The 21,414-nt window shown below is 40.5% G+C and carries 9 protein-coding genes; 5 read left to right on the forward strand and 4 right to left on the reverse strand.

Annotated elements, in window-relative coordinates; all coding sequences use genetic code 11:
• Window positions 1–56: 56 nt before the first annotated feature.
• The 3 genes from LV83_RS10080 to LV83_RS10090 all read left to right on the forward strand — a co-directional run bounded on the left by LV83_RS10080 (window position 57) and on the right by LV83_RS10090 (window position 4,626).
• Window positions 57–1,196 carry a 6-bladed beta-propeller gene (locus LV83_RS10080; protein ID WP_111611425.1) on the forward strand — a complete coding sequence of 380 codons (1,140 nt, stop codon included), beginning with the start codon at window positions 57–59 and terminating at the stop codon, window positions 1,194–1,196.
• A 167-nt stretch (window positions 1,197–1,363) separates the two neighbouring features.
• Window positions 1,364–3,145 (forward strand): glycoside hydrolase family 15 protein, encoded by a 1,782-nt coding sequence (locus tag LV83_RS10085; RefSeq protein WP_111611426.1) that lies wholly within the window; start codon window positions 1,364–1,366, stop codon window positions 3,143–3,145.
• A gap of 587 nt (window positions 3,146–3,732) precedes the next feature.
• Window positions 3,733–4,626, forward strand: a complete 894-nt coding sequence (locus LV83_RS10090) for an N-acetylmuramoyl-L-alanine amidase (RefSeq protein ID WP_111611427.1) — start codon at window positions 3,733–3,735, stop codon at window positions 4,624–4,626.
• Between the two features lie 285 nt (window positions 4,627–4,911).
• On the opposite strand, the gene LV83_RS10095 is transcribed toward LV83_RS10090, so the two are convergent.
• The 4 genes from LV83_RS10095 to LV83_RS10115 all read right to left on the reverse strand — a co-directional run bounded on the left by LV83_RS10095 (window position 4,912) and on the right by LV83_RS10115 (window position 15,763).
• The gene (locus LV83_RS10095) at window positions 4,912–7,086 is read right to left on the reverse strand and encodes a bifunctional alpha,alpha-trehalose-phosphate synthase (UDP-forming)/trehalose-phosphatase (RefSeq protein WP_111611428.1); all 2,175 of its coding nucleotides are present in this window, start codon (window positions 7,084–7,086) and stop codon (window positions 4,912–4,914) included.
• Window positions 7,087–7,259: 173 nt separating this feature from the next.
• Window positions 7,260–8,600: a vanadium-dependent haloperoxidase gene (locus tag LV83_RS10100; protein ID WP_111611620.1), complete on the reverse strand. Its 1,341-nt coding sequence runs from the start codon at window positions 8,598–8,600 to the stop codon at window positions 7,260–7,262.
• Between the two features lie 179 nt (window positions 8,601–8,779).
• Window positions 8,780–12,082, reverse strand: coding sequence for a VCBS repeat-containing protein (locus tag LV83_RS10105; protein ID WP_111611429.1), 3,303 nt, complete (start codon window positions 12,080–12,082; stop codon window positions 8,780–8,782).
• 390 nt (window positions 12,083–12,472) lie between these two features.
• Complete coding sequence (locus LV83_RS10115) at window positions 12,473–15,763, reverse strand: VCBS repeat-containing protein (RefSeq protein ID WP_111611431.1); 3,291 nt, start codon at window positions 15,761–15,763, stop codon at window positions 12,473–12,475.
• A gap of 1,001 nt (window positions 15,764–16,764) precedes the next feature.
• Here LV83_RS10115 and LV83_RS10120 point away from each other — a divergent pair.
• Both LV83_RS10120 and LV83_RS10125 read left to right on the forward strand, forming a co-directional pair.
• Window positions 16,765–19,731 (forward strand): SusC/RagA family TonB-linked outer membrane protein, encoded by a 2,967-nt coding sequence (locus LV83_RS10120; RefSeq protein WP_111611432.1) that lies wholly within the window; start codon window positions 16,765–16,767, stop codon window positions 19,729–19,731.
• A gap of 18 nt (window positions 19,732–19,749) precedes the next feature.
• Window positions 19,750–21,384 (forward strand): RagB/SusD family nutrient uptake outer membrane protein, encoded by a 1,635-nt coding sequence (locus tag LV83_RS10125; protein WP_111611433.1) that lies wholly within the window; start codon window positions 19,750–19,752, stop codon window positions 21,382–21,384.
• The last annotated feature ends 30 nt before the right edge of the window (window positions 21,385–21,414 follow it).

Raw genomic sequence — 21,414 nt, forward strand, 5'->3', positions numbered from 1 at the left:
TTAAATGAATTTGACCAAAGGAATGATTTCCTTTGGTCTTCCTAATTATTCCATTTATGTACAATAAGAACGCTTTCTTTTTACTGATTTTAGTTGTTTTGGGATGTCAGTCAAGCAATCAGGATTTAGATCTAAATAGCCTATCGGTGGATCTGACGCAAGAAAAAACAGAAGTCAACTTTTCTCAATTAGTAAAAACAGATGTGGATATTATACCACTTGACAATTACGATGAATCAGAGACTCCTATTTTTTTCAGAGATATTCATAAGTTCCGTTATTATAAGAATGAGTTTTATATTTTGGATTTTATTTATGGCAGAAGGGTTTTTGTCTTTGATAAAAATGGCAAATTCCAACGATTCATAGGCCATAACAGTGAAGGACCGGGAGGTTTTAAACAGGCAATGGATTTTGATATCGTCAATGGCCAAGTAAAAGTTCTCGACTATGGACGGTTTCTTAATTTTGAGCCCAATGGAGACTACTTATCGATGGATAAAATTGATGATTTCGTCGGAGAAAAATTCATCAAATATAATGAGGGATATGCATTTATAGGAGCAGGTAGAGATGCTGATAATCTCGTTCTAAGTACCAATGAATTCCAGAAAGAAAACTCATTTTTCCCTTATCATACTAGGGCTTTAAATGTTTCGCTGATTAATCCTATGTATTATTCCCCGGAAGGAGAGGCGATTTATAGACGTCAGCTGAATGATACCCTGTTTAAGATCACTGATTTTCAGAGACCTGTTCCATACTTATATATTGATTTCCAACAGAAAAAATCCAATATTAATGAATTACTGAATAGCCCTGATCCTGAACAGGCTATTGCTAACGCACGAAGTCAGTATTGTAATATTTTTGATTTTCATGAAACAAAAGATTATAAGTATTTAGCTTTTTTTGTTGAAGGTGAAGCGTGGGTTTATATCTATTCAAATAAGTCAAATAAATCTGTTATATATAAACGATCAAATCTAATAGACGAAATTACTTTTGACCCTAGAGCAGTTCCAGTTGGAGTTATTGGGGACAAATTTGTTTTTAGGGCAAATCCTCAAAATGTTTTGGCAGGGATAGAAAGTTACCAAAGTACTACCCCTCATTTTGAGAAATTAAAGGACCTTAGTGATAATTTGGATCAAGAAGGAAATCCAGTACTTTTTCTAGTTGAATTTGATTTTTAGTATCTGGTCTTGTCAATATTACATGTTTGGGATTGGTTATCCTTTCAGAATGGTTTTATAAGGATATCAGGCGAATATGGGGAGAGGATTTTTGCATGCTATCCCCTTTTTTGCGTTCTTGAAGATTGACCCAAAAGCCAAACTTTTCAACTTCAAACCTGACCTTAATGAAAAAACATACCTACGGGAGTGGGGTGATCGGCAACTGTGCATTCATCGCCCATGTGGAACTGGACACTAATATCAGCTGGATGTGTCTGCCAAGATTTGATTCTGATTTTATTTTTGGGGGAATGCTCGACCGGGAAAAGGGAGGTGAATTCACCATTCATCCGGAGTCAGGAGACTTTAAGTCTTCCCAGGAGTATCTGGAAAACACCAATGTGCTGAAGACGACGGTCAAATCAGAAGAGGGTAGTTATGCTGTCACTGATTTTGCTCCACGGTTCAAAAACTTTGATCGATACTACAAGCCGCTGATGCTGATCCGCAAGATCGAAGCGATATCAGGATCCCCAAAAATCCTGATCAAATGTCAGCCTTCTTCTGAGCACGGCGCCAGACTGCTGAAGGCTAGCATGGGGTCTAATCATATTCGGTTTATGGATACTGATCAGGAGCTAAGACTATCCACGAATGCTCCTTTGAGCTACATAATGGATGGGAAGGCTTTTGCTTTGAATAAGCCGGTTTATTTGGTGCTTACTTATGGACGACCTCTGGAAGCTCCAATTGAAACTACTTCGGAGCGGTTTTTACATGCCACTACTGCCTATTGGCAAGAATGGGTAAAGTCCACCAGTATATCTAACTTCCATCAGAAGCTGGTACTTCGCTCGGCTTTGATCCTCAAGATCCACCAGTACGAAGATACAGGAGCCATCATTGCAGCCTCAACGACCAGTTTGCCTGAGTCCCCAGGATCTACCAGAAACTGGGATTATCGCTATTGCTGGATTCGGGATAGCTATTATACACTGACTTGTTTCAATAGCTTGGGTCACTTTGAGGAGCTGGAAAAATACTTTGAGTTTATTCATAACCTCCGTCCGGGAGAAGATGGCCGCTATCAGCCACTTTATTCCATCACAGGAGATTCGCTTTTGACGGAGGAGATTTCTGATCTTGATGGTTATTTGGGTGAGAAGCCGGTTCGCTTTGGTAACCAAGCTTACACCCATATTCAAAATGACCTATACGGTCAGGTATTGGTTTCCTTGCTGCCGCTGTATTCCGATCAGCGTTTTACGGAAGAGGAGAGAAGTAGCTCCAAACCGATGATCATGAACTTGCTGAATAAGATCGAAGCAACAATGAATGAGAAAGATGCGGGGCTTTGGGAGTTTAGAAATCTAGCTCAGGAGCACTGTTATACCTTCTTGTTTCACTGGGCTGGAGCCTGTGCTGCCGCAAAAATTGGGATTCGTCTGAAAGACGACAGCATGTACCAAAAAGCAATAGCGCTTCGTGATGTGGCTATTAAAAAAATTGAATCCTGCTATCTGCCTGAGAAGAAAGCCTATGGGCAAGCGCTAGGCTCTACTTATATGGATGCTTCCACACTACAGTTGATCACCATGGGGTATTTTGGGGAAGATCTGGAAAGGGCAAATGATCACCTGAAAGCCTTGGAAGATGAGTTGTTGGCAAAGGATTTCCTATTCTATCGCTACAAGCACATGGATGATTTTGGGGTGCCAGAGACTACCTTCTTGATTTGTGCATTCTGGTACATAGAGGCACTGGCTTGTGTTGGTAGACTGGATGAGGCTGTTGAAGGCTTTGAGACCTTGGTGAAATACTGCAATCACTTGCATCTCTTCTCTGAAGATGTAGATCAAAAGTCCGGAAGTCAGTGGGGAAATTTCCCTCAAGCCTACTCTCACGTGGGCTTGATGAATGCAGCTTTCCGTATAGGAAGGAAGTTGGATAGACCGAATTTCTTGTGATACTAATTTGAACCGCAAAGTTCACAGAGGGTGACACGGAGGGCGCAACTTAGTGTTTTCCTGTTTCTGCAGAACTTGGACTGGATGTAACCTTTGAGGTCTTTTTTAGACCTCGAAGGTTTTATTGGTTAAAGTTTTCCCGCGAAGGCGCTCCCGACAGCTGTATGGGAGGCGCGGCGTTTAATTGCTGCATGTCATACTAAAAATCGTTTGTGTCACACTGAGCGAAGTCGAAGTGTCTCCCGCCAAGGCTCAGAGTTTTAAGAAAAAGAATGTTCACCACATAGGCACATGGCAAAACTTAGTTTTACTTGATATAATTATCAGTCGCTATGATCTCTATGTGGCTATGTGGTTTAACCTCGACTTTTTTTGTCCCAGAGGGACAATTGGTTGGTAGGTTGGATATTGTTTCGGTTTTTATCGTTCCGTAGGAACGTATGGTGCCTGATTTCCTACCAGACGTTCCTACGGAACGAAACGTGTTGATATTCTTCATTTTGATAACTTATTGCATTTTTATAGGCTTGGTTTTCGGGCTTAGTACAATACTTGTAGCTTCGATTTCAGATTAACTAGTATTGACCATGAGTTTCCATAGAATTTTCTCGACGCTTCTTTTTGTGAGTATTTCACTCGCTTTTGTTTCCTGCTCCAAGGACATTTACAGAAAGAATAATAAAGCTCACGAAAAGGCAGTGAAAAATGCCACTGCTTCTATTCAAGAAATCCCAAAAACTAAAGCTGAGCTTGATTACGATACGCTGAGCATCACTGATGAATGGGTAGGAACAACCAACTTCAGCATCAGAAAGCCGAACTATGTGATCATTCATCATACGGCACAGGATTCTTTGGCGCAGACAATTACCACCTTTACACTGAGCAGAACTCAGGTAAGTTCGCACTATGTAGTAGGTCGGGATGGAGAAATCGTTCAGATGTTAAATGATTATTTGCGATCCTGGCATGCAGGCAGAGGTCGCTGGGGAAATGATACCGATTTGAATTCTGCCTCAATAGGGATTGAACTTGATAATAACGGAAGTGAGCCATTCACAACTGCCCAAATCGAAAGTTTATTGGTGTTGCTGAAACGATTGAAATGGAAATATTCTATTCCTACTGCCAATTTTATAGGGCACTCTGATATTGCTCCTTCACGCAAAGTCGATCCGAGTACTTATTTTCCTTGGAAAAAATTAGCTGATGAGGGATTCGGTTTGTGGTACGATGAGGAAGTGGTTTTTCCCGTTCTATCTTCTCAGCCTTCGACTTCAATTCCCATCGAAAATTCCGATTCCATACCAGAGCCAAGGCTTGATCCAGTTCTCGCACTGAGAATCATCGGCTATGATGTTAGCGATGAAAAAGCGGCGATTCGTTCATTCAAGCTACATTTCGTGCAGCATGATATAGAATCTGAATTAACTGAATCGGATAAAAGGATTCTCGAGAACCTGTATAAAAAGTATTTGTGATTTTTAACCGCGAAGGTCACGGGGTGACGCGGAGAACTCACTGGTTCAAGTCATGAACCAAAAAAAGGGGCGAAAAATCTCTCGCCCCTACATTAATTTTTATTTTAAGGAATATCCGCTTTTCTGCCAGTATGTAGGCAAAAGCAATGCAAGTGATGTGAAACTTATAAATTGAGCCAGCTTGGGTCTTCGGTCATCCCCGCCTGTAGTTCGGGCAAGGGTCTTCCGGCCAGATAAGCAAAGAATCTATGGCAACTGGCAACGTTGAGAATAATCCTATTAACATCAAGAAGTCAATTTCTGAAGCAATTGCCTCACTTGCTTGACGGATTTGATATTGAAATTCGCTTGGGTAAAAGCATAGCCTACACGAATTGAGTAAGCATTTTTTGGCATCGCTTTGAACGTGTCTTCATCCGTCCAGTCATCACCTATTGCCAAGATGAAATCATATTCTCCACCTTTCATCATGGCTGTTGCAGCTCGGCCTTTATTGATATCCGGGCGCTTGATTTCCAAGACCATATTTCCTTCCAAAACCTGCAAGTTGTGTCCTCTTGCCATATATTTCAGATGACTGAAGAGCTCCCGCATCCTGAGATCTCCCAGACCACTTTCTACTTTTCTATAGTGCCAAACAAGTGAGTGATGCTTTTCTTCGATGAATGCTCCTGGAGTTCTAAGTACGTAATACTCCATGATCTGACGGATATCATCTTTCCATCCGTCTTCTATTTCTGCATAAAGCTCCCAATCTCCCTTGTTCTCTTTCTTTTTGACCCACACACCGTGTTCGGCGATCATATCAATATCTTGACCATCAAACCACCTGCCGAGGGTGTCTTTGTCTCTTCCTGAGATGACTACTACTTGTGCAAGTTTACTAAGGTCTTTCACAATTCCTTTCAATTCTGCATCTGGTATAGCCTTCTGAGGATCCGAGTGAAATCCGGTAAGTGTACCGTCATAATCTAGGAATAAAACAGCATTCTTGGCCTTTTTAAAATTTGCCTGAATCTCGTTCATCACTTTAGCATCTACATCTTTGGAGGTAAGCTCTTCCTGCTTTCTCTTCACGTGATCCAGACGATCCATGAATACTTTCACCCACTGGAATACATCGTATTTTTTCAGGCTTTCCTGCATGCTGCTGATTCTGGCTTTTTGCTCTGCCAGAGGCATGGATAGCGCATTGTAAATCGCATCGACTACGCCTTGTCTGTCATTTGGATTGACCAAAATAGCATCCTGCAATTCTTTGGATGCACCAGCCATTTCAGACAATATCAATACACCCGTCTGATCAGTTTTGCTTGCCACGAATTCCTTACAAACTAGATTCATGCCGTCACGCAGAGGAGTTACCAACGCGATGTCTGACATGTTGTAAAATGCACTGAGTTCTTCGAAAGGGAAACTTCTGTAAAAATAATGCACCGGCACCCAATTCAGCGTGGAATATTCACTGTTGATCCGACCTACTAGTAAGTCAATTTCCTCTTTTAGCTCTTTGTAAGATTGGACTTTGTCCCGGCTAGGCACCACGATCATGATCATGGATACTTTGCCATGCAATTCTTTGTGCTGCTCTAGTAATTGATTAAAAGCCTGAATACGCTGAGGAATACCTTTGGAATAGTCGAGTCGATCAATTGTTAGTAATAGCTTTTGGTCTTCCACTTGCTTGCCAAATTCTCCGACAAAGCGTTGTGTCCTCTTACTTTTGGCTTGTTTGGCAAATTTGTCGTAATCAATCCCCATCGGGAAGGAATCCACATTGATGATCCTGTTTTCAGCTTGTATGTAGCCACTTTCGCTGGATAGTCCGGTAAGTCTTCCTACCGCACTGAGGAAGTGGCGCATGTCATCATAGGTGTGAAATCCGATCAGATCTGCTCCGCAAACGCCATCCAAGAGCTCTTTTCTCCAAGGTATCATCCGTATGATCTCATAGGAAGGAAAAGGGATATGCTGGAAAAATGCGATAGTAGCATTTGGCAATACTTCTCGAAGCATCTGCGGGAGTAAAAGCAGCTGGTAATCATGAATCCAGATTGTATCGTCTGGTCCTGCTTTTTTCAATATCGCATCACAGAATTTCTGGTTTACACGAACATAAGCATCCCAATGCTCTGGGTTGTATACCATGTATTGGGTGAAATAGTGAAATGCAGGCCACAACGTTTCATTGCTAAATCCCTCGTAAAACTCTTCAACATCCTCCTTAGAGAGGAAAACCGGGGCCATTTTGAGATCGTGAAGTTCAAGGATGATTTCAGCTCTTTGTTCGGGATCGTCAACAGTATTTCCAGGCCATCCGATCCAAATATTTTCTCCTTCTTTATAGATTGACCCAAGACCAGTGGCTAATCCTCCAGCACTTGGTTTAAATTCAAATCTGCCATTGCGATGACGAAGACTGATAGGAAGGCGATTGGAAACGATAATGGTTTTTGACATATATAGGTAGTTTAAAAACAAGAAAAGGAAAAGTCCAATTCAAAAAGGTGAGAAGTTAAGATAAAGAATATCCGCCAAAATATAAACAAGAAGAGACTTAATGAGTTTAATCAATCACTGTATTTCATGATTTGATAACAAAAAAGCACCCGGTTGTTCGGGTGCTTTCAAGTTTATTTGCTGGCTACATTTTTTGGTTTTGTGTCCACTTTTGTCCAGATGAATTTAGCCAAATCCCTTCCTTCCGTAATACCATATTCAATGGCTGGACGGTAATGGATTCCTCCGTAGAATCTACTTAGTGCGGCTTCTTCAGCGGCTTGGGAGAAGGAGTCAAACTCTCTTATCGGTAAGCCATAAGCTACTTCAGAGCTGTCGACAATATGAAACTCATCGCCAAACAAATGTGCCAAGGTGTAGGCTGAAGCTGCCGAAGCCACACTATGTCCGCTGGTATGCTCGGGGAATGGTGGCGTCTGTAAAAGTGGCACCCACTGCTCATCTATATGTTGGTTGATGTATGTTTCTGGTCTGATGACGTTGCTGCGGTATTTCTCATCCCAGCAGGAAATAAAGGCTTCGTTCAGAGAGATACTTGTCATAGCCAAAGCCTCGGCAGTTCCTTTCCAGTCTTTTTCCGCTGCTTTGGATGCAATAGCCGCTATACTCATCCAGTGTCCGCCTGGGGTAATTTTCTTTTCCGCAAACATCACATGGCCTTTTACATTCATTTTGTATGGATTACAATCCCAGAAAAGCGCAATTTCTTTTTGCTCCTCAGTAGCTGCCTTGTCCACATCATAGACTTCCTTAGCTACTTTGAAGAATTCACTATCCGGATCTGTAGAAAATGCAGGAGGTGGTAGTGGTTTGAATTGGGAAGCAGAGTCAAGAACAAAGGTTCTTATTTTATTCCAGTGTGGTTCAATTGCCTCCATGTAAGCAGGAGGAGTTGGTTGCCATGTTCCTTCTTCTTCAGTTATAGTGAATTTTGGAAATGATCGGCTTTGATGGTAATTATCTTTGGATGAATAGGCTTTGATTACATCTCCTACTTCTTTGCCGAAGGCTATGGATGCTTCAAACACATCATCAGGAATACCTTTTTCTTTTAAAGCTTCATAAGCTGCATCTCTGTGCTCGTTCATCAATTCCTCAGAAAAGATCAATCCCGTTCCAACGTAGTAGTAGGCTGCCAGAGAAGCCAAGGGTGGGTACACTTTTTCGGAAGGGGAAAAAGCCACTTTCTCCGAACCATTTAATTGTCCCATGAGAGAAACGTAATTCGGATCTACAGAAGCCGCCACTTCATAAGCTGCAAGAGAAGCATAGCTGTAGATTCTCGCCGCTACGGGAGGGGAGAAAATATCGTGGATGATCACTTCTGTGATTTTATTCTGTGCTTCACTGAGATAATGCCCATCTGTGATGGCTTGGGAATAATCGACTTCTTTTGCGCAGGATATTGCTGTGAATAGCAAACATATGCCAAATATGGATTTTAGTAAACGCATTTTAATATCTGATTGAATCAATTGGGCTATAAATTTAAGGTAATCAGGCGCCAAGCTCAAGCTTTTTAAGAAATGATAACCTAGTGTGGGTTGGCAAAAGTATTGGAAATTAGGCTTTAAGCAAATGATTTTGCTCACCTTTTCAGCCTATAAATCAATCATTGTGCATTTTTTGAATCTCACTTGTACTCCCAGATTTCAGCTTCGGCACTGTTTTTTACCACCAGAAGTTTTCTGTTTTCCAGAAGTCCAAATGCCCGGATATCCCCATCTATTTTGAGGCCATGGGCTGCATTTTCCCAATAATCAAATGTTCCATCTCCTTTACCTAATAATACCTCGCCATAGCTGGCGTCGTATTTTCCGGCTTCCGGTTTTGCTTGGGCTAGGTTTCCTCCCAGAATCAAATCCAAATTTCCATCCTTATTTAAATCTAAAACTGCAATTGCAAAAACGTAGGAGCGTTGAGCTAGGATAGGAAATGGTTTCCAGGAAAATTTCCCGTTTCCTTCATTTATGAGCACTCCGGATTCAAGATTATTTACTTCGTTGATGATGGATTGATCAATAATATCTGAAGGGAAAATATCTGTCAAAGATTTATTATTGTAATTACTGTAGCGGATGTATTTCTTTTTCACAGAGGGTATTTGACGCTCAAGTTCATGTTTCAGTGTATAGGGAATTTGGACTCCTCCAACTTCTTGTGCGAAAATATGCTCGATAGATCCATTTTGATCAAAATCATTCAAGTACATTTTTACAGGGGAGTCAGCGGAGATTTTGAATCGTGAGTTCAGCCCATTGTTGCCCAAAATCAAATCTGGAAGCCCATCGTTATTTAAATCCGCTACATTCACTGCCCGGTACCAGCCTTTCAATGTTTCAAGTTCTGGCATTTCAATTCTTTCGAATTGGCCATTTTTATTTTTCAGAAAGATTGGTGCGGTCCATTCACCTACCAAAACCAAATCATCGCTTCCATCCTGATCCCAATCAAGTACGGCGGCATCTGTTATCATTCCGAGATTTTTCAAACTTGGGGCCAGTGTAGCCGACTTTTCAGTGAATTTACCCTTCCCGTCATTAACCCAAAGCTGACTGTTTGCTGGGGCGCCATAGGTGAAAGGAACCAGTCTTCCTCCTACAAATAAATCAAGTGCTCCGTCTTTGTTGATGTCGATTAGTTTCACAGAGCTGCTGCTGCCGAAAACTGTGGTGAATCCAGCGGATAGATTCTTGGTGAAATTTCCTTTACTGTCATTTAAATACAATCGATCCGCCAGGTCTATTGACCCGAAACCGGATTCATTACCTCCTGATGTCACAAACAAATCCAGGTCTCCATCACCATCTGCATCGAAAAATATTGCATCGGTATCCTCTGATGCGTTGTCTTGAATAAATGCTTCTTGTGGACTTTCATAGTATTTTCCGGATGGGGAAGCGAGAAAGAGTTTTGCCGTGAAGGTTTTGGCTCCGCCAAAAAAGAGGTCCTCTAGCCCATCACCGTTTACATCAGCTTTAGCAAACGCCGGTCCCTCAGTGGAATACATGATATATGTCAGTCGGTCTCGATCAAAATCCACAAATGGATTTTCTTCATGAAGGAAACTCAAACCTGAGTTTTCAACTTTGCTGAATTGTTGGTTGTTAGGCTTTTCAAAAAAGGATGTTCCAGAAGGGAGTTCGCCAGCATCTTCCCAATTCAATACTAATAGCTGATCGGCAACTTGATTTTTTAATTCCGTGTATTTTCCATCAGGCCAAAGAACTTCAATAGATTCAATCACTTTCAAATCCCCTAAACCAATTGTGATTTTCGGGTCTACAGATGACTGAAAACCGCGATTGGGCATTTGCTCTGTATAGAATATTTGGTCTCCTGATTTTAAACGGATCTGTGTTCCTACAGCCTGTGTGTTTTTTCCTTTTCCCTTCAGTTGCAACTGAACAAAGTGATGAGTGGGATTGATAGATTTCCCCTGATTTTTAAAAATCTGAGCAGGTTGATTGACATTATTTACCACCAGATCGAGTGTGCCGTCGTTGTTTAAGTCTCCGTATGCAGCTCCGTTCGAATGGATCGCTTTACCAAGCCCCCAATCGTCTACGATATTTTCAAACTTTAAATTACCCAGATTACGAAAAGCATAATTTGAGATGGGATTGATAGGAATTGGGTCCACAAGTGCTTTGAAATTGACGCCTTCCTGGGAGATGATTTGACTTTTGGTTTTATCGTCGTCGATAAAATTCAAGTAATCCAGGTCAGTGATGTCCTGATAGATGCCATTCGCTACAAAAATATCTCTTAACCCATCATTGTCCATGTCAAACATCAGCGCTCCCCAACTCCAATCTGTGGCTTCTACATTGCTGAGTCTGCCTATTTCACTGAAGGTCCCGTCTCCATTGTTCAGATGGAGCATATTGCGGGAAAGCTGATAGTGGTACCCGTAAGTCTTGTTGAATTGGTATTTGTCCCAATTTTCAAAAGTCGTAACCTGCTTCAGCCTGACTTGTGATTCAGGAAGCATATCAGTTACAAAAATATCCAAAAGGCCGTCGCCATTGATATCGGCGATGTCTGCACCCATAGATGCTGCGCTGATAGAGCGCATAGACTTTTCCAAGGATTCTGAGAAAGTACCATCTTGATTGTTGATGTAGAGGTAGTCCTTTTCGAAGAAATCATTGGAGATGAAAATGTCGGGCCAGGTGTCCTGATCGACATCCCCGATCGTAATCCCCAGACCAAAACCGATGACTGAGCCATAGATGCCGGCTTCTTCGGATACATCTTTGAATATCCCAGCATCATTTCTAAAAAGTTTGTCACCGCCTACATTGTCCCGTTTGATTCGTTCGTTTTGCATTTTGTTAAACGAGCCGATTGCCTGATAGGAATTATTCAATAAATAGACGTCTAGATCGCCATCTTTGTCATAATCGAAAAAAACTGCATGGGTGGAAAATCCCTGGTCTGCCAGACCATAAGCCTCTGCCATTTCTAGAAAAGTCCCATCTCCCTGATTGATAAAAAGTTCATTTTGTTTGTTGTCACCGGAAATGTCCCCGGAATTGCAAACATAGATATCCAGAAATCCATCCCCATCTACATCAGCCATGGAGACGCCTGTGCTCCAAGCGCGCGTTCCGGCCACCCCTGCTTGCTCAGTTATATCTTCAAATTTGAACTCCCCTTTGTTAAGATAAAGTTTATTCGGACCTAGGTTGGCTGTAAGATATAGGTCCGCCAGCCCATCGTTGTTAATATCCCCAATGGCTACTCCGCCTCCATTATAATAGTTTCGGTAAGTAAAAATATTGAAATCTTCACTAAAGCTTAAGTCGTTTCGGAAATCTACCCCGGAACTCGCACCGTCAATTTCCTGAAAAAGGGTAGCTCGTTTTTCAGTTTCTTCCTTGCAGGAAAAAAGTAAAACTACGATGATTAGGCTTGCAATTTGGTTCCTCATGAAATGCTCTTATTCTTTATTTTTTTCTCTGAAGACCGATCCGAAATTTCAAGACGCAGATCTGAGAAGTACTTTTGGAAGGCTCTGATTTGCTGGTGTTTTTTCACTTTAAACTGGAGTTCTCCCTCACTTTTCAAATCGATAAATCCAGCATTAGTTGGAATCCAAGTTGGTCTTTTGGGTTGATTTTTAATCGAAAGATTGGTGGATTTAATAATTAAATTTTTCTGTCTGTTCATTTCCGCGGAAGTTCCAAAGCTTGATTTTCTAACCCTTCCCTGCTCTTGTTCCATGGAATTTTGTTTGACTTGATCCCAAAAATAAAATTCTTTTCTATCTCTTCCTTTGTAGCGGGATTGGAGTGAGAAAAGAAAAAGGGGCAAAGCAGAATTAATCGCGGAATTCAAAAACCAAGGGTTTATCATTATTTCGTAATACTACTAAATTTGGTTTGTTTTCAAGACTGATTTGAATAAAGTCCCGAATTTCACCGGGAACAAACAGACCACTTTCTTCAGGCTTTAGAATTTTCCACTGATTTTTTCCATTAGGTTTCAGGACCCAGCCATAGCTTCCCATTTGACTCCCCAATTCTGGCTTGATCCGGCTTTGATTTCCTCCAAAAATCAAGAAGGACTCCCCAGTTTTTCCAGGAATGGAAGTGATGGAGTAGACTGGAGCAGATTGGATTTCAAGGGGTAAATCAGTGCGTAGAAAATTGCCGGTTCCATCGTTTATCCAAAGGCTGGTTTCTAGAATTCCAGCTGTTAAAGTTAAGGAATTTGCCCAAACAGCTTCTGGGAAAAGTTCTTCTAAAGATTTGTTTTGGTAGGATTCATAGGTTAGCAATTGCTTTCGTAAAGAGGGGATTTGACGGAGCAAGGCAGGTTTAAGCACCCATGGAATTGTTCTTTCATTTTCGTATTGCGAAAGAATCTGATCTAAGGTTCCATTTTGATCAAAGTCGTTTAGGATCATTCTAAGCTGAGAGCTGCTGTGGCTTCGAAGTCGTGAATTTAAGCCGTGATTTCCGGCAAGAATGTCGGGATATCCATCGTTATTCACATCTGAAACAAACAGGCAATTCCAAAGGCCACTGGTATTTTCGAAACCAAAATCGTTCGTTTTTTCAATCAATTTATTTCCCTCAAAACTGAAAATCCTAATAGACATCCACTCACCGGCGACAATGATTTCAAGTGTTCCATCTCCATCCAAATCTGCCAAATCAGCGGAGGTCAGCATCCCGATTTTTGAGAGTTCAGGGTTGAGACTTTGAGAAATTTGCTTAAAATTTCCTGTTCCATCATTTTCCCAGACTTGTAGCCCTGTTGGGATTCCATATGCAAATGGAATGACCCGGCTGCCGACGATCAAATCCAAATCTCCGTCCTCGTCAAAATCCATAGGAAGTAGAAAGGCAGTCGGGTTTGAAGAAAAGTATTGAGGGGACTTTTGAAAATTTCCAGTTCCATCATTGAGGTAAAGCCGGTCTGAATATGCCAGGGAATTATCTCCAAACTCGATTCCACCACTACCTACGAGCAAATCCGGTTTTCCATCTTGATTCGCATCAAAAAAAAGAGCCGTGACATCTTCAGAAATGGCATCCGAAGCAAAGAGTTCTGTTTGTTTGGAAATGAATTCGCCATTTGAGTTTTGAAATAACAAAACAGAGGCTTGTTCTTTCGCTCCCGGAATAAAAAGATCATCCAACCCATCACCATTCACATCTGCTTTGGCAGCTTTTGGTCCCTCGTTGCTGATCATCCAAAATCGTAATCGATCTCGATCAAAATCTATAAAGTTACTCTCCTGATGCTGAAAAGGGATTTTTGAAACTTTTTGAGCGAAAAGCTGGGCTGGAAATTCTTCTAAATCGGGTTTGGCATTTTCATCTTTCTCGGGTGAGAGTTTCAATACTTGATTGGTCTGAACGTCTCTGATGATTTGGGTTTTGCCATCAGGCCAAATAATCTCCAGGGAATCGAGTTTTTCTACTGAACCCAGGCCAAAATGCAACCTAGGGTCTACCGATGACATGTATCCTTTGACTGGCTGATACTCTTGAAAAAGCTTTTTATCTGCAGTGTAAGCGGTAATTTTTGTGCCAAATTCCTGACCTAGTTCTATGCTGAGATAGTTGCCTATTTTTTTGTCCGAACTGGTATTCCTGTATACAAAAGCCCGGTCATTTAAATTATTGATCACCAAATCCAGATCTCCGTCATTATCCAAATCGCCATAGGCTGATCCAGTGCTGAATGTATGCTGATCTAAACCCAGACTTTGAGCAAGGTTTTCAAATTTCCAATTTCCCTGATTTTTAAATAAAAAGTTTTGCTGAGGATTGGATGGAAATGCATCAATCATTTTAGTCAAAAGGATAGAGTCTTCCTGAAAACCTTTTACTTTCTTCTGATTGTTGACATAGAAATCCACAAAGTCAAAATCAGTCAAATCTTTCACAATTCCATTGGTGACTAAAATATCTTTCAGTCCATCATTGTCCATGTCGAAAATCAAAGCCCCCCAACTCCAGTCTGTTGCCTCTACGCCTGCCATCCGACTGACTTCTGCAAAAATTGGGGTTTGAGTTCCAGGTCTGAATCCCAGATTTCTTTGAAGCGTGTTTCGGGTAAATTGCTGATGATATCCAGCTTTTACATTGGATTGAAATTTATCCCAATCTTCGAAAGGGGTCTTCGTTTTGACGCGTGATAGTTCTTTTGGAAGCATTTCGGTGACAAAAATATCTGGACGGGTATCATTGTCCAGATCAGCAATATCAGCCCCCATACTACCCAGACTTATTTCTGGGAGTAGTTCAGGAAGAACTTCAGTAAATGTCCCGTCTTGGTTGTTGAAATAGAGATAATCTCTTTCAAAAAAATCATTAGAAACGTAAAAGTCCGGCCAATTATCATTATTCAAGTCAGCCACTGTGACACCAAGACCATAGCCTATGTTACTACCGTAAATTCCAGCCGATTCAGATACATCCGTGAAGCTTGTTCCATCATTCCTGAATAGCTTATTTCCTCCTTCTGGATCACGTGTATCGCGCTGCCCAATCCTCAGATCATAAATTCCAATAGATCGTGTCGAATTACTGAGGAGGTACATGTCCAAATCTCCATCCTTGTCAAAATCAAAGAAAACAGCATGTTGACTCAGCCCTTTTTCAGCAATTCCATACTCGTTGGATTTTTCTGAAAATGTCAGATTCCCAGTATTGATAAAAAGTTCATTGTGGCGTTTTTCGCCGCCTGGAGGGCCGGATTTGCAAACGTAAATATCCAGAAATCCATCTCCGTTCACGTCGGCCATACTTACTCCAGTAGTCCAATAGCCAGTTGAGTTTAGTCCAGCTTGGTCGGTAATGTCTTTAAATTTCAGATTTCCCAGGTTCAGGTAAAGTCTGTTTGAAGTTTGATTTCCTGCCAGGAAAATATCAGTTAGTCCATCGTTATTAATATCACCTAGCGCTACTCCAGCTCCGTTGTAAAAATTGCGAAAAGTGTAGGGGTTAACTTTTTCGGTATATGCCAGGTCATTTCTGAAGGATATGCCTGAATCTTCCTCTGAAAGTAGTTGGAACAGCATGTCATCACTTTTCTCTTTTCTATGGCAAGAAAGGCTGGTAAAAAACAGAAGAATAAGAAGGGTTTTTTGCTTCATTGACTATGTTCATAAAACAGGAAATGAACAAAAGTTCAACTCCTTTTTAAATACATCTCAAATTCGAGAACTTAACTGGAATTTGAGTTTCGTTAGGGTTTCTATTGATTTATTACAAGAGAACTGAAAAACATACAAGCTCCAGTTTGAACTTAAATTTATTTCACCGAGCGAATCTAAACTTGGTTGGCCAACTACTAGAAACTTCAGCAAATTATCCATGGTCATAAATTAACCTAAATGACACAGGTGTTGGCATAAATGCTTTTAAATTTTATGAATCTACCAGTTTGTTTGGTTTGACCAAAATCGAGATAAAGTTTTACTCAATCTGAAACAAGGTAAAAACAGGTGTAGTGGTTTTTTCTACCTGATCCACAAAACAAGGGAATTAGCTAAAGTTCATAAGAAATGAGAAAATGCTTTTGAGGTAGCCCATGCTCATATTCCCAATACTATAAAAATCTTTGCCTAAGCTCGTAGCCTTTTTATTAAGTCTGTGGTTTTGGTTGATTTAGGTATCCAAGCACCCGATTTGAACAGTTTTATAACAATTGATTAATCAAATTCAAATTTCAAAGCTTGTTTTTAGATTCATGGGAAATCTGTTCATTTTTTTTCAGAGGCAAAACAAACTATTTTAAACAAACTTGGAATTAGAAGGTTCTCAAAAGGGCATATTAGATAGCTGTTTTGTTATTCAAATAATTTTACAATTATCTTTGGTTTTATTTTAGAATGCAGAATTTTTATTTAAAATTGCCTTGAGATATTTTGAATCAAATGCTTTTATTGAGGTTTAGAATTTAAAATTATTATTTGAATTCATAAAACTGAGGAGAAGTTCCAACAGTCCTTTGGTCTGAAGGTATAATGCCTTAAATTAAGCATAGTTGTTTTGCCATTTATTTCAGAAAAGAGCTTCTGAAATTGTTGAGTAGCAAAAGAATAAAGATTTTCCAAAAGAGCTCATTAAACAATTAACCAAAACCCAAAATCACATGAAGAAACATTTAAAGTTGATTTTCATGTTATTCTTATGCTTCGCTTTTAGCCTATGTCAGTCGGCATTTGCACAGCAAGCTACGATAACAGGAAAAGTTACAGATGCAGAAACTGGGGAAGGAATCCCGGGAGTAAGTATTCTAATTAGTGGTACCACGCAAGGAGTGGTGACAGATTTGGATGGGGGCTATTCTATCGAGGCAAGCCCCAGTGATGTTTTACGATTTTCATTTATCGGTTATAACATCGTAGAAGAGGCGGTGGGAAACCGGACAGAAATCAATGTAGCCCTAGCCGAAAATATACAAGCTCTGACAGAAGTCGTAGTTGTGGGTTATGGTACGCAAGAAAAGAAGGAGATAACCAGTGCGGTAACCAGTATCAAATCAGAGAATTTTAATCAAGGTACCGTTAATAATCCGTCGCAACTGCTTCAAGGAAAAGTTGCGGGACTAAACATCGCAAGGCCAGGAGGAAATCCCAATGGTGGATTTAATGTGCGATTGCGAGGTATCTCTTCCATCGGAGAAAATGCTTCGCCTCTAGTTGTTATTGATGGTGTTATTGGAGCTTCCTTAAGTACAGTAGATCCAAATGATATAGAATCCATGGACGTATTGAAGGATGGGTCTGCAGCTGCGATTTACGGCACAAGAGGATCAGCGGGTGTGATCTTGGTAACCACAAAAAAGGGCCGAAAGGGAAGAACTGTTGTTGAATTTAACAGTAGTGTAGCTATCGAAAATGTTGCTAGGACAATCAGTGTCATGAATGCTGAAGAATACAAGGCAATACCTAATTCCAGAGACCTTGGAGGTAGTACCAACTGGCTTGATGAGGTAACTAATACAGGAGTTAGTCTTATAAACAATCTTTCGCTCGGTGGAGGAAATGAAAGCACCAGTTATAGAGTTTCGATCAATTCTAGAAATGTTGATGGTGTTGGTATTAATTCCGGATTCGACCAATTAAATGCCAGATTGAGTCTAACTCAAAAAGCACTAAAAGACAAAGCAACATTTACGGTAAATATTTCCAATACCTCAGTCGATAGAGAATTTGGCAACGAAAACGCCTTTAGATATGCTATTATAAGCAATCCAACGCTCCCTGTTTATGATCCAAACCCACAAAGTCCTGATTTTGGAGGCTATTCAGAGCGAGATATTTTTGACTGGTTCAATCCTGTATCCATTGCAGAACAAAACATCGCAGATGGTAGAGATAACAGCCTTTTGGCCAGTATCCGTGGAGAATACAATTTCTCTAGTAAATTTAGCGGTGCATTGTTTTATTCCACTCAGCGAGAAACTGAATGGAGAGGGTCTTATTCTCCCAAAACAGCGAAATTCGGAGGTGGATTTGGTAGAAATGGTTTGGCCACTATTCGAAATAATGAAAGTCTAAATGATCTGTTTGAGGCTACATTGAATTATTATGAAAACTTGGGTAAAGTTGGTGTGTCGATCCTGGGAGGATATTCTTATCAGGAATTTTTTTATCAAGGAGATTTTACCCAAGCTGGTAATTTTCTGACAGATGCATTTACTTACAATAACATCGGTGCAGCACTTGATTTTGCCAATGGTTTGGCAAACGTTTCAAGTTATGCCAACACAAACAAATTAGTAGCCTTCTTTGGGCGGACTAATTTCAATTTGGATGATACCTACCTATTATCTCTGAGCGCTCGATATGAAGGTTCAACTAGATTTGGAGCTAACAATAAGTGGGGCTTGTTTCCTGCAATCAGTGCAGGTGTGAACATCGCAAATTTGGTAGACCTTCCAGGTGTAAGTTCGATGAAATTCAGGGCAAGTTATGGTAGAACAGGAACCCAGCCAGGAGAATCTTATCTTTCTTTATTGAGATTTGGACGTCAGGGAAACTTCTTCTATAACGGGCAATTTATACCGTCTTACGGACCAACTTCAAACGCAAATCCAGATTTATCTTGGGAAACAAAGGATGAATATAATGTGGGCTTGGACTTTGTGATCTTTAATAACAAGCTTGATGGTGCTATCGACTATTATACAAGGGTGACTACAGGAATGATTTTACCAATCAACGTACCTGTACCACCAAACTTATTTCCTACTACCCAATTGAACATAGGTGAAATGTCCAATTCTGGTCTAGAAGTCATGTTAAACTATAAAGCTGTTCAGACAGCTGATTTCAGATGGACTACGGGAGTCAATTTCTCAACATTAAAGACAAATCTTAGAAGCTTGTCTGCAGGAGATTTAAGTTTCGGAGAAGTTAATTACCGCTCTAATTTTGGATCACCAGGTCAAAACCTGACACAATTGATCAGGATTCAGGAAAATGGGCCGCTAGGGCAAATTTGGGGACCAATTCAAGTAGGTGTCAGTGATGATGGAAGTCCGATAATGCAAGTAATTAATGGTACAGCTGAAGATGAAAACGGAAATCCGGTTTATTGTAACTGTAATGATGATAGAACCCAATTAGGTACAGCTTATCCTACTTTGAATTTTGGTTTCAATAACTCCATAGCTTATAAGAATTGGGATTTGAATTTCTTCTTTAGAGGATCTTTTGGTCATTACCTAATTAACAGCTACAGAGGTTTCTATGAGAATACGGAGAGTACAACAGTTCAAAACTGGAATATTGTAAACACCAAATACTTTGATCCGAATATCACTAAAGCAGAATACAATAGCACGCATGTTGAAAAAGCTGATTTTGTAGTTTTGGACAATGCAACTCTCGGCTATAATTTCAATATTGAGCCAGGCAAAGCAGTTGGAAGATTTAGGGCTTATATTTCAGTTCAAAATCCTTTCATGTTTACCGGATATACCGGTGTAGATCCTGAGGTGAGATATGGAGATTCAGAGTCAAATAATGATCCTCTTGCTCCGGGAATTGAGCGAAGAGCAACTTATTTCACCACGACGATTACTACTCTAGGCCTTAATCTAAGTTTCTAAGCTAAAACATAAGATATCATGAAAAAAATACTAAACATACGATACTTCTTGATTTGCCTGGGAATGAGCTATTTCGCATCATCATGTGTCGATTTAGAAGAAGAAGTTTTTAGCGCTGTTACAGCTGATAACTTTTTCCAAACAGATGAAGAATTTATTTCTGCGCTTGGAGCAGCATACACATCCTTAGGTGGACTTGGGAATCACTCCGGACTTTGGTCTATCAATGAAATCGCCTCTGACGAAATTGTTGTTTCACATAAAGGGGGAGACTGGTTTGATGGAGGAGTTCTTTTGCAACTGCATCAGCATGAATTCAAAAGTGATAATCCATTCTTTCAAAATTCATGGAATTTCCTTTTTGGAGGAATCAATACCTGTAATAGATTGATCTTTTCTTTTGAAACACTGGATAATCCTAACTCTGAGGCGTTTATCGCTGAACTCAGGGCATTACGGGCTCTTTATTATTACTGGGCTATGGATGCTTTTGGTAATGTCCCTATTGTAACAGATTTTACTAATGAGGAGGCTCCAGATACCAGATCTAGGCAAGAAGTTTATGATTTTATATTGAGTGAACTCAATGAAATCATTCCACTGCTTCCAGTATCAAAAGACGGGACAACATATGGAAGAATGACCAAATGGAGTGCATTAATGATCAGAATGAAGCTCTACCTCAATGCAGAGGTATATACAGGTTCTCCTCAATGGGCTCTAGCTGCTGCAGATGCTTCAGAGATTATTAATAGCGGTGTATACAGCTTGATGCCATCTTACCAAAATAATTTTGTAATAAATAACAGTCAATCCACCGAAAATATCTTTGTCTATCCTTATGATAAGGTATTTGCTGGTGGTTTTAACTGGGTAATGATGACACTACATATTGTAAGCCAGTCTACCTTCAACCTTACCCAACAGCCATGGAATGGCTATCAGACAGTTGAAGAATTTTATAACTCATACGTTGATCCGGCTCAAAATCCAGGTGTTCAAGGTCCCGTTTGGAAGGGATTGGCTTTAGAACAATCCACTGGAACGAGAGACGGAAGATTAAGCAATTTCTTGGTAGGACCTCAATTTAGAGCTGATGGTACAACATTGGTAGATCCGGGAGTTGAACCTACAGATCCTACAGGAAGAAACGGTGATCCAAATGGACCTCCACTAACTTTCATGCCTTACTTGAATGAAATATCTCCTGGAGGTTTACGTCAAGCAGGAGCTAGAATTGCGAAATACGAATTTGAAAGGGGCGGGACTGATAATATGAGCAATGACTTTGTGATATTCAGGTTATCTGATGCCATTCTTTCACTTGCTGAAGCTAAGTTCAGAATGGGGGAAACCACTGAAGCATTGGCCTTGGTGAATCAAATTCGAGACAGAGCAGGTAACCTGGATCCTTTCACTACTTTGACCGAAGAAAATCTATTTGCGGAAAGAGGTAGGGAAATGTATGTCGAAATGACTAGAAGACAGGATTTAATCCGATTCAAAAAGTATGGCGATGCTTGGTGGCCTTATGAAGGTATGAATAGGCCAAAGCAGGTTCACTCTCCTGGAAGCTATTTGGAATTATTCCCTATTCCTCAGCCTCAGCTACTTGCGAATCCAAAATTACAACAAAACCCTGGATACAATTAATCAGTATTCAATACAGACCAAAAAGCAGGC

The organism is Algoriphagus yeomjeoni (assembly GCF_003259505.1).
Lineage (GTDB): Bacteria > Bacteroidota > Bacteroidia > Cytophagales > Cyclobacteriaceae > Algoriphagus > Algoriphagus yeomjeoni.

Bases quoted from the DNA above. Each gene is read 5' to 3' on its own strand.
- LV83_RS10080 (WP_111611425.1), top strand. From the start codon at position 57: ATGTACAATAAGAACGCTTTCTTTTTACTGATTTTAGTTGTTTTGGGA.
- LV83_RS10085 (WP_111611426.1), top strand. From the start codon at position 1,364: ATGAAAAAACATACCTACGGGAGTGGGGTGATCGGCAACTGTGCATTC.
- LV83_RS10090 (WP_111611427.1), top strand. From the start codon at position 3,733: ATGAGTTTCCATAGAATTTTCTCGACGCTTCTTTTTGTGAGTATTTCA.
- LV83_RS10095 (WP_111611428.1), bottom strand. From the start codon at position 7,086: ATGTCAAAAACCATTATCGTTTCCAATCGCCTTCCTATCAGTCTTCGT.
- LV83_RS10100 (WP_111611620.1), bottom strand. From the start codon at position 8,600: ATGCGTTTACTAAAATCCATATTTGGCATATGTTTGCTATTCACAGCA.
- LV83_RS10105 (WP_111611429.1), bottom strand. From the start codon at position 12,082: ATGAGGAACCAAATTGCAAGCCTAATCATCGTAGTTTTACTTTTTTCC.
- LV83_RS10115 (WP_111611431.1), bottom strand. From the start codon at position 15,763: ATGAAGCAAAAAACCCTTCTTATTCTTCTGTTTTTTACCAGCCTTTCT.
- LV83_RS10120 (WP_111611432.1), top strand. From the start codon at position 16,765: ATGAAGAAACATTTAAAGTTGATTTTCATGTTATTCTTATGCTTCGCT.
- LV83_RS10125 (WP_111611433.1), top strand. From the start codon at position 19,750: ATGAAAAAAATACTAAACATACGATACTTCTTGATTTGCCTGGGAATG.